Below are 14,861 nucleotides of genomic sequence, written 5' to 3' on the forward strand. Positions count from 1 at the left end.
ACATAACGATATATCGCTGAACGTGGGTGTGGGCTGTGAGAATCGAATGCACTCATCCGGCGGCGTTCGCCTTCATCTCGGGGCACACTCCCCCGGGCTCGGTCGCGAGTTCGAAGTGCCAGCGCTCGTTGGCGTAGGTCTGACAGATGCCGTAGCGCGCGCCGTGTTCGATCAGCCAGAACTGCGCGTCGATGGGCCCGATGTCGATCGCGTTGCCCGTGACGTGGCTCGAGCGCTCCGGAGTGGCGACGAACTCGCCTGCCACCTGCGCGCTCCCGTACTGCTCGACCGCGTCTTCGAAGAGCCACTGCTGATACCGCGTGCTGCGCCATCCGCTCGTCACCTGGAACGTCTGACCATCGGCAGCCGCATCCGTCGCCGCCTGACGCATCGCCTCGAGCAGAGCCGGATCGAGTCGCCCGATCGCGGGCACCTGGTCATCGACCACCGTGACCGCAATGCCCTCGGCGATGAGTCCTTCCTCCGCGGTCGGCGAGAACGGAGCGACCGCGGAGGCGAACGTGCTGTGCACGATGATCGTCACGAATGCCGCGAGCAGGGCGGCCAGACACACGCCGAGTGCGACGAAGGTGAGGCGCCGCAGCCGATACGGCGGCGTGACCAGTGTGGTGGGAGCGAGGTTGCGAGTCATGTGCCCATCCCACGCGGATGCGTGTTGCGAGGGCGTACGCGCAGGAACATACGCCGGCGATATACCCGCCGACCTAGGCTGGGCGCATGCGTGTACTGATCGTCGAGGACGAGCTCTACCTCGCCGAGGCGATCCGTGACGGGCTGCGCCTCGAGGCGATCGCCGCCGACATCGCCGGCGACGGCGACTCCGCGCTCGAGCAGCTCGCGGTGAACGCCTACGAAGTCGTCGTGCTCGATCGCGACATCCCGGGCCCGAACGGCGACGAGATCGCCCGACAGCTCGCCGGAAAGCCGGAGAGTCCGCGCGTCCTGATGCTGACGGCGGCCGACCGGCTCGACGACAAGGCGAGCGGGTTCGAGAGCGGTGCCGACGACTACCTCACCAAACCCTTCGCGCTGCGCGAACTGGTGCTGCGCCTGCGCGCACTGGCCCGGCGCCCTGCGGCCGGCACTCCCCCGATCGTCGAAGTCTCCGGCATCCGCATCGATCGCTTCCGTCGCGAGGTGTTCCGCGATGGACAGTACGTCGCCCTCACCCGGAAGCAGTTCGCGGTGCTCGACGTGCTGATGACGGCCGGTGGCGGCGTGGTCAGCGCCGAGGACCTGCTCGAACGCGCCTGGGACGAGAACGCCGACCCGTTCACCAACGCCGTCCGCATCACGATCTCGACGCTCCGCAAGCGCCTCGGCGAGCCCTGGGTGATCGAGACCGTGCCCGGCGTCGGCTACCGGATGAACTCATGACCCTGACGCGGCAGCCCGGGCTCTCGGTGCGCGTCAAGCTCGCGCTGAGCTATGCCGGATTCCTCGTCATCGCCGGCATCGCCCTGTTCATCGTCGGCTTCCTCGTCCTTCGGTTCGTACCGGACGGCAATCTCGCGGTCATCGGCGGACGGTGGGCACCCAGCCGTGACGATCTCGTCGAGGTATTCCTCAAGTACGCGTGGTGGGCGATGGCCCTGCTCGTCGCGTTCGGTCTCCTGGGCGGATGGATCCTCGCCGGCATCGTCCTGCGACCACTGGGGCGGATCACGGATGCCGCGGCCCGAGCCCGCGACGGCGACCTCGACGTCCGCATCGCACTGCCCGGTCGGCGTGATGAGCTCACCGACCTCGCCGACGCGTTCGACGCCATGCTCGACCGGGTGGCGCACACCCTCGAAGAGGAGCGTCGTTTCGCCGCCAACGCCTCGCACGAGCTGCGGACCCCGCACACCATCATCCGCACGATGCTCGAGGTGGCGCAGGCGGATCCGGACGGACGCGACGTCGAAACGCTCCTCGAGCGCATCCGCACGACGAACGAGCGGGCGATCAGGTCGACGGAGTCATTGCTGACGCTGGCGCGCGTAGGTCGCGGTGTCACCCTGGATCGGGAGCCCGTGGATCTGGCGGCGGTGGCCTCCGCCGCGGTCGACGACATCCGAGCGGATGCCGCGGCACGCGGCATCCGTATCGACAGGTCGCTGGCGCCGTGCCTCGTGCAGGGCAATCGGACGCTCCTGGAACAGCTCGCGGCGAACCTTCTCGGCAACGCGCTGCTGCACAACGTGGACAACGGCTGGATCCGGGTGTCGGTGTCCTCGACCGGAGCTCTCGAGGTCGAGAACTCCGGCGCACGGGTGGACCCGGCGATCGTGGGGACCCTCACGGAGCCGTTCGTACGCGGCGCAGGGCGCGCGCGACGCGCGAGCGGGCCGGACGGCGTGGGTTTGGGCCTCGCCATCGTCGCATCGATCACGCGGGTCCACGAGGGCGCTCTCGAGGTGGTGGCGCTCGAGAGTGGCGGGCTTCACGTCCGCGTCGTCCTGGCGCGCTGAGCCCTGATCGCAGCAGCGAGGAGTCGTGGAATCGTCACGAGCGCGACGCCGATGGCGGCGCCGATCGTGTTCCAGAGGATGTCGTCGGGGTCCGGCACCCGGCCGGGGATGGATGCCTGCGCATACTCGACCGCGGCCGACAGGGCGAAACCGGCGAGGATCGCGAGCGGCCAGGCGCGACGAGTCAGCAGCAGAGCGATCGTCACGCCGAGCGGCACGAACATGATCGTGTTGAGCACGCGCTCGGCTTCGCCGTAGGGAATCCACAGAAGCAGCGGCTCGGTCACGGCATCCATCAGGCGCATGAAGGCGCCCCGGGCGGGCGCGACGATCCACCGCGGCGCCAAGGTCAGGGCGGCGACCGCCGCGATGGCGATGAGTGCGGCGAGCACGCGGATGCCGCCACGTCGGGTCGTGGTGGGGTCGGTCATCGTCCCAGTCCACGTGAGCGGATGTTGCGGGAGCGTATGAGTTTCGGCGCCGCGAGCCCCGGGTCAGTCCTCGACGGGCTGGCGCAGGATGGTGCGCAGCTTCGCCGGCTCGGTGCGGCGGATGTCGCTGAGATAGACCTCGTGGTGTCTGCCGGTCATCCGCAGCCCGTTGCCCGGAATGAAGTCGTGGTGCAGAGCGTCGAGAGTCGGCCCCTCATCGTCGAACGGCCCCAGGTGAAGGGTCTGCACGCACCGCCCCTCGGCGAGGGTCTCCAGCCGGAGGCGATCGAGCACCGGTGCCTCCACGGTGGCGCGCACATCCGCGAACTGCTCGTCGGTGATCCAGTCCGGCACGAGGTTGAGGGCGGTCCAGTCCCAGCGTGACTTGTCGCGATCGGTGGTGAAGGACGCCATATCGTCAGACCACCACAGCGCCTCCAGCGGCATGACGACGTAGTCGCGGTCGAGCTCCCGCTTGCTGAAGAACTTGAGCTTGTATGCCACCGGGAAGATCGTCGCGATCGCGTCGGCGTACTCCTGAGCGTTCGGGTCGCCATGCCCGTCGATCATCAGATACCGCAAGGGCGGCACATCGATGATCTCGAACGACCCGCGCGGAGCCGTGTAGGCCGAGATCTGCTTCTTGAGGTCGATCTTCACCGCTGAGCCCCGATCCGAACGTCGATCACGTCAGCATGCCAGGCCGGTCGGACATCACGCGCCGAACGGCGACGAAGTAGGCTGGCGCACGCCTCGCAACGGTGCGTCGTCCCGTGCCCTCTCTCGACAGGAACGCCGTGTCTGCACTCGCGCCCGACCACTCCAGCCGCTACACGATCCAGCCGACGGTCCTGCAGGCGCTGCGCAGCCCCCGCCTTCTCACTCGTGAGGTCGTGGCAGGCCTGGTGGTCGCGCTCGCCCTCATTCCCGAGGCGATCGCCTTCTCCGTCGTGGCGGGCGTCGATCCGCGCGTCGGGCTTTTCTCCTCGTTCGTTCTCGCGGTCGTCATCGCCTTCACCGGTGGCCGCCCGGCCATGATCACCGCAGCGGCCGGTGCCGTCGCCCTCGTGATCGCTCCGCTCGCACGTGAGCACGGGGCCGACTACCTGATTGCGACGGTGATCCTGGCGGGTGTGATCCAGATCGTCCTCGCGGTGCTCGGTGTCGCCAAGCTCATGCGCTTCATCCCGCGCAGCGTCATGGTCGGCTTCGTCAACGCGCTCGCGATCCTCATCTTCGTCTCTCAGATGCCGCAGCTGATCGATGTTCCGTGGCCGGTATACGTGCTGGTTGCCGCCGGACTCGGCATCCTCGTCGTCTGGCCACGCATCACCCGCCTCATCCCCGGTCCGCTCATCGCGGTTGTGCTGCTCACCGCCGCGGTCGTCGTCTTCGGCATCTCAGTGCCGAACGTCGGCGATCAAGGCGAGCTGCCGCAGAGCCTGCCGTCGCTCCTCCTTCCGAATGTGCCGCTCACGTGGGAGACGCTGCAGATCATCGCCCCCTACGCGTTCGCGGTCGCACTCGTGGGGCTGCTCGAGTCGCTCATGACGGCCAAACTCGTCGACGACATCACCGACACGCATTCGCGCAAGACCCGTGAGGCCTGGGGGCTCGGGGTCGCGAACCTCGCCGCGGCGTTCTTCGGTGGCACCGGCGGCTGCGCCATGATCGGCCAGACGATGATCAACGTCAAGACGTCCGGGGCACGCACCCGCATCTCCACTTTCGCGGCAGGCATCTGGGTGCTGGTCCTCGTCGTGCTTCTCGGCGACGTGGTGGCGGTCATCCCGATGGCCGCGCTCGTCGCAGTGATGATCCTGGTGTCGGTGTCCACGTTCGACTGGCACAGCATCCGACCGGCGACGCTGAAGCGGATGCCGGTGAGCGAGACCCTCGTCATGCTCGTCACCGTCGTGGCGACGGTATGGAGTCACAATCTCGCGATCGGAGTGATTCTCGGGGTGCTCACCGCCATGGTGCTCTTCGCCCGACGCGTCGCCCACTTCACGACCGTTACCCGCACGGTGGATGGCGAGGTCGCGAGGTATCGGGTCGATGGCGCGCTGTTCTTCGCTTCGAGCAACGACCTCACGACCCAATTCGACTACGCCGTCGACCCGCCACGCGTCGTCATCGACATGTCCCGGTCACACGTGTGGGATGCCTCGACGGTGGCGACGCTGGACGCGATCGTCACGAAGTACGAGCGTCACGGGGTCACGGTGGAGATCACCGGGATGAACGAGGCGACGGCGGCCTTCCACCAACGGTTGACCGATCGTCCCGACGCGTAGCGATCCCTGTCCCGTGCGCCGCGAGTGCCTCCAGCTCCACGCCGGTCAATCGCTGCGTCGTCCACTCGTCCATCGGCACGGCGCCGATCGAGTGGTAGAACGCGATCGATGGCGCGTTCCAGTCGAGCACCGTCCACTCGAGACGCGAATACCCGCGGTCTACGCATTCGGCGGCCAGTGACGCGATGAGCGCCTTGCCGTAGCCGGTGCCGCGCTGATCTTCGTAGACGAAGAGATCCTCGAGCCAGATGCCGTGCTTTCCGGTCCAGGTCGAGTAGGTGAGGAACCAGATCGCGATGCCGACGATCTCCCCCTCGTGCTCGACGACGTGCGCGAACACCCGCGGCTCGGCGCCGAAGAGCGACGCCGTCAGCGCCGCGACGGTGTTCTCGACGGCATCGGGTTCGCGCTCGTAGTCCGCCAAACCCTGGATGCAGGCGAGGATGCCGGCCTCGTCGCCGGGGACGGCAATTCGCAGCACTGCCCCCTCGGCCAAGGCGTACGGGGTCATCGAGCGACCGCCGCACGGCGCCGAACCAGGGCCGCGATGCCCCGCCACCCGACCAGGAACAGCAGAAGCACGATCGCCGCGACGATGATGAACGCGACAGCGGTGCCCTGACGGGCGACACCGCGCAGCAGCATCCCTCCGCCCAACGTCACCGCCCACACACCGAGTCCGGTGCGCACCGGGGCGAGCGGGGCACGCCACGCCATCGTGATCAGCCACCCGGCGACGAGTCCGACCAGGAATGGCCAGGCCGTCTGCCAGACGCCCTCGACGGTGAGGTGCTCGGCGTGACTGGCGCGTCCGATGATCGCGAAGACCACGACCAGCACGACGTCGAGGCCGAAGGCGAGGGCGATGGTGCGGGACCGCGGCGCGGGCGCGGACGGAGCGGCAGCGTGGTTCGTCATGGGTCTCCTTTGCGACACGTCCATCCTTGCGCGTCTCGGCGGGCCGTTGCGCATCGTCTCGATAGCCTGAGGTCGTGGCCACCCGTGCACTTGACGCGTCGAATCTCGACACCGCGCCGCTCACCTCGAGCATCCGACTCGAAGAGCTGCGCCGCTACCGCGAGACGCTGCCGACGGCCGTGCGCCCGTCGCTGCGGGCGATCCTCGTCCCCGCGATCCTCCTTGCGGTCGTCCTCCCGCTGCTGGGCGGGTTCTGGCTCGCCCTGCTGTGGGATGACGGTTGGCAGGCGGAAGACGCCGGTGACTGGTTGATGTACCTGTTCATCCTGGGTGTGATCCTCATCGGCCCGTTTCTGCTCATCGGCGTCGTCGTGCGCGACGTCGCAGGCCGCGCGGGGCGCCGACAGTTCCGCCTGGCACGGTTCGCGGCGGCCAACCGCCTCACGTACTCCCCCCTCAGTCCCGCCCTCGAGTTTCCGGGAATGATCTTCGCGCTCGACGACGGCGGTCTGGGATGGGACGTCGTGCGCGACGACTCGTCGCGTGGCCTCGTCATCGGCAACTACACGTTCGTCACCGGCAGCGGCAAGAACGCGCGCACCCACCGCTGGGGGTTCGCCACGGTGCGGCTCGGCACGCAATTGCCGCACATCGTGCTCGACGCGAAGGGCAACAACTCGCTCGGCGCATCGAGCCTTCCACTCGTGCTCGATCCCGAACAGCGGCTCAGCCTCGAGGGCGACTTCGACCGCCACTTCACGCTGTACGCGCCGCACGGGTACGAACGCGATGCGCTGTACCTCTTCACGCCGGACGTGATGGAGCGATTCATCGATCATGCCGGCCGAGTGGATGTCGAGATCGTCGAGGACCGGCTCTACCTGTTCTCGCGGCAGGACCTCGCCACGCTCGACCCCGACGTGTGGCGCTGGCTGTTCGGCGCACTGGAGGCGTTGACGGCGAAGTCGGCGCAGTGGGAGCGCTGGCGCGATGACCGGCTCGGCGAGACCCGCCTCGAGCCTGGGGGGAACGGCGAGACGCAGATCGTCCGACCGCCGCGGGGCGTCGCGGCTCCGGGTCGGCGACTGCAGCAGATCGTGCCGTGGTACTGGGTCGTGCTGGGGCTGGCCGCCGCCGGACTCGGGGTCTGGGCGCTGTTCGACAACGTCTTCGGCGGCTGACCCGCGTTCAGGCTCGCTCGAGCACGATGGCTGCGGGCATCCGTCGCACGATGGGACGGAACGCGGGTCTGGCGAGAGTGGCGGCCTCTGCCGCCTCGACGATGCGGGGCGCAACCACCGGCTGATCGCGCCCCTTCCACCGGAGCGTCGCGCCACCTGCCGCGATCACGTTGTGCGCCCAGTTCGTCTGCACGCCCCAGGGAAGGCCTATGACGATCTCATGGGGGTTCACGGTGGGAACGAGCGCGACGGGCGTGGCGTATGCCGTGCCGCTGCGGCGTCCCCGGTGATGAATGACGGCCCACAACGGAAACCATCGGCGTCCCGCGAGTGCTCGCGCCACCGGCTCGGTCGCCTTGACGATGACGCGCGGGGGTCCCGAGCTGCGTCCGCTCATGCACTCCACGATCCCCGCACCTGTCACCCGACGCAAGAGTGCCCCGGCCCTGGCCACCCTCGACCGCGCGCGAGCGAGCCGCCACACTGGAGCCATGACCGAGCCCGCTTCATGGGTGCTGCACGTCGACCTCGACCAGTTCATCGCCGCCGTCGAGGTGCTGCGGCGTCCCGAACTCGCCGGCAAGCAGGTCATCGTCGGTGGACGCGGAGATCCGACCGAGCGCGCGGTCGTCTCCACGGCGTCGTACGAAGCCCGCGAGTTCGGCGTCGGATCCGGGATGCCGCTGCGCATCGCCGCCCGCAAGGCACCGGACGCGATCATTCTCCCGGTGGACGCCCCGGCGTACAACGCCGCATCGGAGGAGGTGATGGCCACCCTGCGCGCGCAGCCGGACGCCGTCGTGCAGGTCCTCGGGTGGGATGAGGCGTTCGTCGGGGTTCGCACCGATGACCCGGAGGCCTACGCACGCCGGATCCAACGAGCAGTGCTCGAACGCACGCAGCTGCACTGCAGCGTCGGAATCGGCGACACGCTCGTGCGCGCCAAGAACGCCACCGACTTCGGCAAGCCGCGCGGCACCTTCCGCCTCACCGTGGACAACTGGCTCGCGGTCATGGGCGAACGGCCCACGATCGCGCTGTGGGGCGTCGGCAGCAAGATCTCGAAGCGACTCGCGTCGCTCGGCATCTTGACCGTCGAACAACTCGCGATCGCCGACTACACCGCGCTCGCCGCGGAGTTCGGTCCCAAGATGGGTCCCTGGTTCCGGCAGCTCGGCCGGGGCGACGGATCCACAGTGGTCGACGACACCCCCTGGGTAGCGCGCGGGCACGGCAGAGAGACGACCTTCCAGCAGGACGTCTCCGATCGCGGAGAGATCGAGAGGGCGGCCCGAGTGCTCCTCACGCAGGTCCTCGACGAGGTAGTGGCCGAGGGGCGCCCCGTCGTCGGCGTGGGCCTCAAGGTTCGCTATGCGCCGTTCCTCACCAAGACGCTCGTCCACAAGATCGCGCCCACATTCGACCGCGAAACGGTCGCCGCCGAAATGATGAAACTCGTCGCACGGATCGAGCCCGATCGTCCGCTCCGTCTTCTCGGCGTCCGCGCCGAGATGGAGATGCCCGACGAAGCCCGCGAAGGACACAGTCCGACGCGAAGTGGGTGGTGACTGTGTGCATCGGGCAAGTCCGGAAACCAGAAAAACCCCCGGATAACCGGGGGTTTTCTGAGTTGTGACCCCAGCGGGATTCGAACCCGCGTTACCGCCGTGAGAGGGCGGCGTACTAGGCCGCTATACGATGGGGCCGTTGCGACAACCGTTCAAGTATGCCATGCGGAGAACGACTCGACCAAATCGAGACGGGCTTCGCTTTTCGGCTTGCCGCGGCATCCGTCCCGCGCTTGACTCGTCGTATGCGAGTCACCAAGCACGAACACGCCGCCCTCACCGTCGAGCGCTCCGGGAAGTCGCTCATCGTCGACCCCGGCAGCTTCACGCTCCCCCTCACCGACGTGGGCGACACCGTCGCGATCGTCATCACCCATGAGCACGCCGACCATTGGACGGCCGACCATCTCGACCGCATCCTCGAGATGGTTCCGGGTACGCCGATCTTCGCTCCGCAGGGAGTGGCGAACGCCGCCGCGGGCTACGACATCACGGTCGTGAACCCCGGTGACACCGTGACGGTCGAGCCCTTCACGCTCAAGTTCTTCGGAGGGAGGCACGCGGTCATCCACGAGTCGATCCCGGTCGTCGACAACGTGGGTGTGCTCATCGACGATGAGTTCTACTACCCCGGCGACTCTTTCACGGTGCCCAAGGGCGCGAAGGTCGCAATGTTGGCCGCCCCCGTGGGCGCACCGTGGCTCAAGGTCGGCGATGCCATGGATTTCGTCCTGGCCGTTGCGCCTCTCCGTGCCTTCGCCACGCACGACATGACCCTGTCGGTCATCGGCCGCAACATGCACAAGGCCCGACTGAAGTGGGCCGTCGAACAGGGCGGCGGAGAGTTCGTCGAACTCGAGCCCGGCGAATCCGCGGACGTGTAGCTCCGCCGCCAACCAGCGGCCTCGTCAGCGGAGGTTCTCCTTCAGCGAATCCAAGTGGGCGCGGCTGAGCCGAGCCGCCAAGGCGACATCGTGCGTCGAGATCGCCGCCAACACGTCTGTGTGCACGTCGTGGTCGTCGTCACCGCCGAACTCGCCTCGGATGCGCAGCATCTCCACCATCGCCTGCCGTAGCCGAGGTACGAACCCGTCGAACAGTTCGACAAGGATCGAGTTGTGGGATGCCGTAACCACGGCGCGGTGAAAAGCCATGTCGGCATCGACGTGGTCTTCGATCTGCGATCGGCGCGCCGCCCGGTCCTCCAGGGCGCGCCGCAGAGCCCGAAGATCAGCCGGCGTGCGTCTCTCCGCAGCGAGCCCGGCCGCCTCGGATTCGATCGCGATACGCGCTTCGATCACCGAGACGATGTCCGCGCGGCGCAGGACGACATCCCAGTCCTCCGGCGCGTCCAGCGCGGTGACGTACACGCCGGACCCCTGTCGTGAGGTCAGCACGCCGCGTCCGGCCAACTGTCGGATCGCCTCCCGCACCGTCGATCGTCCGACACCGAGCTGCGGCCCGAGTGTGGTCTCGCCGGGCAGTCGCGCTCCCAGGGGCCACTCCCCCGCCCTGATGCGTGCGAGCAGGAGGTCTGCCGCCTGGTCGGCCAGTGGCGCACGACGTACCTGTTCCATGCGTGTGACTCCTAGTGCGCTACTTGTCTGAGGACTTGTGTACAGTGTAGCTCGTGTCGACGTTCCTCCTTCTTCGTTGCCACGGCGGGGCGTAGCCAGACCGGCACCCCGCCGTGGAGTGGAGTCGTGCCGGTCGCCCCACCATCGACACCAAGGAACCGTTCATGACCGCCACATCATTCGGCCGCATCTCATCCCCCGCCGGCCCCATCCCTGCGCACAGCCCTGCATGGAACCCCCAGCGGCACTCACAGATGCCGTCGCATCGCTACACGAGCGTGCACGCCCGAGTAGCCCTGCCGCTCGCCGGTCGCGATTGGCCGACACACCGTCTCACCGCCGCCCCCCTGTGGGTTCCCGTCGACCTCCGCGATGGCAACCAGGCGCTCGCCGAGCCCATGGATCCGGCACGCAAGCGCCGCTTCTTCGAGCTCATGGTGGCGATGGGGTACAAGGAGATCGAGGTCGGATACCCCTCGGCGTCGCAAACCGACCACGACTTCGTCCGGCTGATCGCCGAGAGCGACATCGCACCCGACGACGTCACAATCGTGGTGTTCACCCCCGCAAGGCGCGACCTGATCGAACGAACCGTCGCGTCGATCCGTGGCATCCGCAACCCCGTCGTCATCCATATGTATACGGCGACGGCGCCGACCTGGCGGGAGGTCGTGCTGGGGCAGGATCGCGCGGCCTTGAAGGATCTGATCCTCGCCGGAGGTCGTGACATCCTCGCCCTCACCGAGGATCATCCCGGCGTCCGGTTCGAATTCTCACCCGAGGTGTTCAACCTCACCGAACCGGACTACGTACTGGAGGTGTCCGATGCAATGACGACGCTGTGGGACGCATCGACCGATCGCCCGGTGATCCTGAATCTGCCGGCAACGGTCGAGGTCGCGACCCCGAACATCTATGCCGATCAGATCGAGTACATGCACAAGAATCTCGCCCGGCGCGACAGCGTCATCCTCTCAGTGCACCCGCACAACGACAGAGGAACCGGTGTCGCGTGCGCAGAGCTCGCACTGCTGGCCGGGGCTCAGCGCGTCGAGGGGTGCCTGCTCGGCAACGGCGAACGCACCGGCAACGTCGACCTCGTCACGCTGGCGTTGAACCTGCATGCGCAAGGCGTCGATCCTATGATCGACTTCTCCGACATCGACGAGATCCGGCGTACGGTCGAGGACTGCAACCGAATCGGCGTCCATCCACGACATCCGTACGTCGGCGACCTCGTGCACACCGCGTTCAGCGGCACGCATCAGGATGCGATCAAGAAGGGGTTCGCCGAACACCGCGACCGGGCGGCGGCCATGGGAGTCGATGAGCGTCTGCTCGCGTGGCGCGTGCCGTACCTCCCGATCGATCCCGCCGACATCGGCCGCACCTATGACGCGGTGATCCGTGTCAACTCGCAGTCCGGCAAGGGCGGGATCGCCTACCTTCTCGAAGCCGAGTACGGCGTCGAACTCCCCCGTCGTGCGCAGATCGACTTCGCCCGACACGTCCAGCGGCACACGGATCAGACGGGGCAGGAGGTCAGCGCCGACATCCTGTGGGACCTGTTCCGCCAGGTCTATCTGAACGACGACGAAGGGGGCATCGCACTCATCGGTTTCGAGACCGGGGAGGAGCGCGGCGACAAGGGCACCACGATCGCGCTATCGATCGACGGTATCCGGTACGACTCGACCCACACCGGGGTCGGCCCCGTCGAAGCCGCCGTGTCCGCCCTTGTCGAGCGCGGCTGCGACATCGACATCCTCGGATTGCATCAGTGCAGCGTCGGCACGGGAAGCGACAGCATGGCGCTCACTCTCGTGGAGTACCGCGACACGCGCGGCGCGCACTGGTCCGCCGGAATGGATCGCTCCGTGGTCGCGGCAAGCCTGCGCGCGGTCGTCATGGCTGCGGCGCAGGCTCGGAAGGCCATGCCTGCCGGGTAGCGAAGGGAAGTGCAGGAGAGCGGATGCCGCGGCCTCGGGTCGCGGCATCCGCTCTCTCATTCGGCGTCGAGGTCGGTCTCGAGCAGCGCGACCAGTTCATCGAGCGCCTGCTCGGCGCCTTCCCCCTCGGCCTTGAGGGTCACGACGGTGCCGTGCGCGGCGCCCAGACCCATCAGCGAGAGGATGCTGCCGGCGTTGAGGTCCTTGCCGCCGTCGACGGCGATCGTTACCGGGAGCTTCTTCTCCTGGACCGCCTGCACGAAGAGTTTCGCGGGGCGCGCGTGCAGGCCGGAGCTGCTCGCGATGGTGGCCTGACGTTCTGCCATGGGTTCTTCCTTCCGTCGGACGACGATTGTGTTCAGCTTCTCGCATGCCGGGTGCATACGCGAGGGTTCAGACCGGAACGGCCACTGCGGGGATGTCCTCGGCCGCGGCCAGCTCCTTGGGTGCGATGTAGCGTTTGAAGGCGACGACCAGGAATGCCGAGACGACCGTGCCCGCCGCTAGTGCGAGGACGAAGCCCCAGATGGGCTGGATCGCGAAGAGCACGAAGATTCCGCCGTGCGGGGCGTATGACTGCACGCCGAACAGCATGCACAGAGCCCCTGTGACGGCGCCGCCGACCATCGACGCCGGGATCACGCGCAGCGGGTCGGCTGCTGCGAACGGAATCGCCCCCTCCGAGATGAACGATGCGCCCAGAAGCCAGGCTGCTTTGCCGTTCTCGCGTTCCACTGGCGTGAACACACGACGCGCCAGGACGGTCGAGGCGAGGGCCATGGCCAGCGGCGGCACCATGCCGGCGCACATCACCGCCCCCATGATCAACAGCGGCGCGGGGTTGGACGCCGAACCCGCGGCGAGTCCGGCGACGGCGAACGAGTACGCCACCTTGTTCACGGGGCCGCCGAGATCGAAGCACATCATCAGCCCGAGGACCACTCCCAGCCCGATCGCCGCGCCACCCGACTCGGTGAGGCTGGTGAGCCAGTCGGTCAGCCACAGCATCATGGTCGCGATAGGCCGACCGAGGAAGAGCACCATGAGCCCGGAGGCGATGATCGAGCCGATGAGCGGGATGATGACCACCGGCATGAGCCCCCGCAGCCAACGCGGCGCGGGAAGACGACCGAGCCACCAGGCTACGAAGCCGGCGAGGAGACCGCCGATGATGCCGCCGATGAAGCCCGCCTGCATGAGAACGGCGATCGCGCCGGCCACGAAGCCGGGTGCAATGCCCGGCCGGTCGGCGATCGCGAAGGCGATGTAGCCGGCGAGGGCAGAGACGAGGAAGCCCATCGAGGTGGACCCGATGACGAAGGCGACCGAGCCCAGGTACTGTCCGAGCGGCCCCAGGGGCGACGTGATGTCCTGCGTGGGGAGGTCCCAGAGCGAATTGCTCAGGACGACGTTCATCGCACCGGTGGTGACCTCGTAGCCGCCCAGAAGGAATCCCAAAGCGATCAGCAGGCCGCCGCCCGCTACGAACGGGATCATGTAGCTCACACCGGTGAGCAGCCACCTCTGGATGCGTGCACCCACGGACTGCGTCGGCGCCGTGGTCGCGGTCGAGCCGGCAGCAGCGGTCGCGGGCACGCGCGCAGCATTCGGATCTTTCGCCGCCGCGATCGCCTCCGCGATCATCTGCGCGGGCTGCTCGATTCCGCGCTTGACATTGGACCGGATCACGGGCTTGCCACCGAAGCGCTGCGGTTCGCGTACGTCCACATCGGTGGCGAAGATGACCGCATCGGCGTCGTCGATGGTGTCTTTCGGGAGCGCCTTGTACCCGCTCGACCCTTGCGGCTCCACGACGAGTTCAATGCCGGCGGCCTTGCCCGCCGCCGTCAGTGCGTCGGCCGCCATGAACGTGTGCGCGATGCCGGTCGCGCATGCGGTGACCGCGACGATGCGCGCCGGACGGCCGTCGATGCTCACCGCCGGGTCGGATGGTGCGGTCGTCGTCCCCGCTGCGGCTGTCTCGGGCTGCGCAGACTCGACTTCATCGGCGTCCTCCTCGATCGCGTGGCGCACGATCGCCACGACGTCTTCGGACGTGGTCGCGGCGCGGAGATCCGCGACGAAGTCGTCCTGCATGAGACTGCGCGCCAGTCGGGAGAGGACGGCGAGATGGGCTTCGGCCGCTCTCTCGGGGGCCGCGATGAGGAACACCAGATCGGCGGGCCCGTCCGGCGCCCCGAAGTCGACGCCGGGCGAGAGCCGCGCGAAAGCCAGCGTCGGCTCCGTCACGGCAGCACTCTTCGCGTGCGGGATCGCGATGCCGCCGGGCAGCCCGGTCTCGTCCTTCAACTCGCGCGCCCACGCATCGGCGTGGAGTGCGGCCGCGTCGGTTGCACGACCCTCAGCCACCACGCGCGCGGCTAGAGCCGCAATGACGGACGACTTGTCGGCGCCGAGCGCGATGTCCAGGGAAACGAGCGGGGATGTGATGATCTGAGTCATGGG

16 protein-coding genes and 1 tRNA gene are annotated in these 14,861 nt (G+C 67.9%); 7 read left to right on the forward strand and 10 right to left on the reverse strand.

All coding sequences use genetic code 11. The features are described 5' to 3' along the window. Positions 1 to 52: 52 nt before the first annotated feature. Complete coding sequence (locus tag ASD65_RS03640) at positions 53 to 652, reverse strand: M15 family metallopeptidase (RefSeq protein WP_056218663.1); 600 nt, start codon at positions 650 to 652, stop codon at positions 53 to 55. Between the two features lie 86 nt (positions 653 to 738). Between ASD65_RS03640 and ASD65_RS03645 the strand changes: the two genes are divergently transcribed. Further along, positions 739 to 1,398 (forward strand): response regulator transcription factor, encoded by a 660-nt coding sequence (locus tag ASD65_RS03645; RefSeq protein ID WP_056218666.1) that lies wholly within the window; start codon positions 739 to 741, stop codon positions 1,396 to 1,398. Continuing rightward, entirely contained in the window at positions 1,395 to 2,474 is a 1,080-nt protein-coding gene (locus tag ASD65_RS03650) for a sensor histidine kinase (protein ID WP_056218670.1), read from the forward strand. Before ASD65_RS03645 ends, ASD65_RS03650 begins: the two co-directional genes overlap by 4 nt. Here the strand turns inward: ASD65_RS03650 and ASD65_RS03655 are convergent. Both ASD65_RS03655 and ASD65_RS03660 read right to left on the reverse strand, forming a co-directional pair. Then, complete coding sequence (locus ASD65_RS03655; RefSeq protein WP_082561557.1) at positions 2,447 to 2,905, reverse strand: VanZ family protein; 459 nt, start codon at positions 2,903 to 2,905, stop codon at positions 2,447 to 2,449. The genes ASD65_RS03650 and ASD65_RS03655 overlap by 28 nt on opposite strands. A 63-nt stretch (positions 2,906 to 2,968) precedes the next feature. Then, on the reverse strand, positions 2,969 to 3,565 hold the full coding sequence (locus ASD65_RS03660; RefSeq protein ID WP_056218673.1) for a GyrI-like domain-containing protein: 597 nt from the start codon (positions 3,563 to 3,565) through the stop codon (positions 2,969 to 2,971). A gap of 137 nt (positions 3,566 to 3,702) precedes the next feature. Here ASD65_RS03660 and ASD65_RS03665 point away from each other — a divergent pair, with 137 nt between their 5' ends. Further along, on the forward strand, positions 3,703 to 5,202 hold the full coding sequence (locus ASD65_RS03665) for a SulP family inorganic anion transporter (RefSeq protein WP_056218675.1): 1,500 nt from the start codon (positions 3,703 to 3,705) through the stop codon (positions 5,200 to 5,202). Here ASD65_RS03665 and ASD65_RS03670 read toward each other — a convergent pair. Beyond that, entirely contained in the window at positions 5,138 to 5,713 is a 576-nt protein-coding gene (locus ASD65_RS03670) for a GNAT family N-acetyltransferase (RefSeq protein WP_200948613.1), read from the reverse strand. The two genes, ASD65_RS03665 and ASD65_RS03670, sit on opposite strands and share 65 nt — an antisense overlap. Further along, positions 5,710 to 6,120: a DUF3054 domain-containing protein gene (locus ASD65_RS03675; RefSeq protein WP_056218678.1), complete on the reverse strand. Its 411-nt coding sequence runs from the start codon at positions 6,118 to 6,120 to the stop codon at positions 5,710 to 5,712. Before ASD65_RS03675 ends, ASD65_RS03670 begins: the two co-directional genes overlap by 4 nt. 74 nt (positions 6,121 to 6,194) lie before the next feature. Here ASD65_RS03675 and ASD65_RS03680 point away from each other — a divergent pair, with 74 nt between their 5' ends. Then, entirely contained in the window at positions 6,195 to 7,301 is a 1,107-nt protein-coding gene (locus tag ASD65_RS03680) for a hypothetical protein (protein ID WP_056218681.1), read from the forward strand. A 7-nt stretch (positions 7,302 to 7,308) separates the two neighbouring features. On the opposite strand, the gene ASD65_RS03685 is transcribed toward ASD65_RS03680, so the two are convergent. Further along, positions 7,309 to 7,698, reverse strand: a complete 390-nt coding sequence (locus ASD65_RS03685; protein WP_056218684.1) for a nitroreductase family deazaflavin-dependent oxidoreductase — start codon at positions 7,696 to 7,698, stop codon at positions 7,309 to 7,311. Between the two features lie 94 nt (positions 7,699 to 7,792). Here ASD65_RS03685 and ASD65_RS03690 point away from each other — a divergent pair, with 94 nt between their 5' ends. After that, a complete protein-coding gene (locus tag ASD65_RS03690) occupies positions 7,793 to 8,869 on the forward strand; it encodes a DNA polymerase IV (protein ID WP_200948614.1) in 1,077 nt (358 codons plus the stop codon). Positions 8,870 to 8,934: 65 nt separating this feature from the next. Here ASD65_RS03690 and ASD65_RS03695 read toward each other — a convergent pair. Beyond that, a tRNA-Glu gene (locus tag ASD65_RS03695) sits at positions 8,935 to 9,007 on the reverse strand. Between the two features lie 107 nt (positions 9,008 to 9,114). Here ASD65_RS03695 and ASD65_RS03700 point away from each other — a divergent pair. Further along, positions 9,115 to 9,753, forward strand: coding sequence for an MBL fold metallo-hydrolase (locus ASD65_RS03700; protein ID WP_056218686.1), 639 nt, complete (start codon positions 9,115 to 9,117; stop codon positions 9,751 to 9,753). A gap of 24 nt (positions 9,754 to 9,777) precedes the next feature. Here ASD65_RS03700 and ASD65_RS03705 read toward each other — a convergent pair whose 3' ends face one another. Continuing rightward, positions 9,778 to 10,446, reverse strand: coding sequence for a FadR/GntR family transcriptional regulator (locus ASD65_RS03705; RefSeq protein WP_056218689.1), 669 nt, complete (start codon positions 10,444 to 10,446; stop codon positions 9,778 to 9,780). 164 nt (positions 10,447 to 10,610) lie between these two features. Between ASD65_RS03705 and ASD65_RS03710 the strand changes: the two genes are divergently transcribed. Then, positions 10,611 to 12,395 carry a 2-isopropylmalate synthase gene (locus ASD65_RS03710; RefSeq protein ID WP_056218693.1) on the forward strand — a complete coding sequence of 595 codons (1,785 nt, stop codon included), beginning with the start codon at positions 10,611 to 10,613 and terminating at the stop codon, positions 12,393 to 12,395. 56 nt (positions 12,396 to 12,451) lie between these two features. On the opposite strand, the gene ASD65_RS03715 is transcribed toward ASD65_RS03710, so the two are convergent. Together ASD65_RS03715 and ASD65_RS03720 are read right to left on the reverse strand one after the other, a co-directional pair. Then, complete coding sequence (locus ASD65_RS03715) at positions 12,452 to 12,721, reverse strand: HPr family phosphocarrier protein (RefSeq protein ID WP_056218695.1); 270 nt, start codon at positions 12,719 to 12,721, stop codon at positions 12,452 to 12,454. 67 nt (positions 12,722 to 12,788) lie between these two features. Further along, on the reverse strand, positions 12,789 to 14,858 hold the full coding sequence (locus ASD65_RS03720; RefSeq protein WP_056218698.1) for a PTS fructose transporter subunit IIABC: 2,070 nt from the start codon (positions 14,856 to 14,858) through the stop codon (positions 12,789 to 12,791). Positions 14,859 to 14,861 lie beyond the last annotated feature (3 nt).

The sequence above is a fragment of the Microbacterium sp. Root61 genome, from assembly GCF_001427525.1.
Classification (GTDB): Bacteria; Actinomycetota; Actinomycetes; order Actinomycetales; family Microbacteriaceae; genus Microbacterium.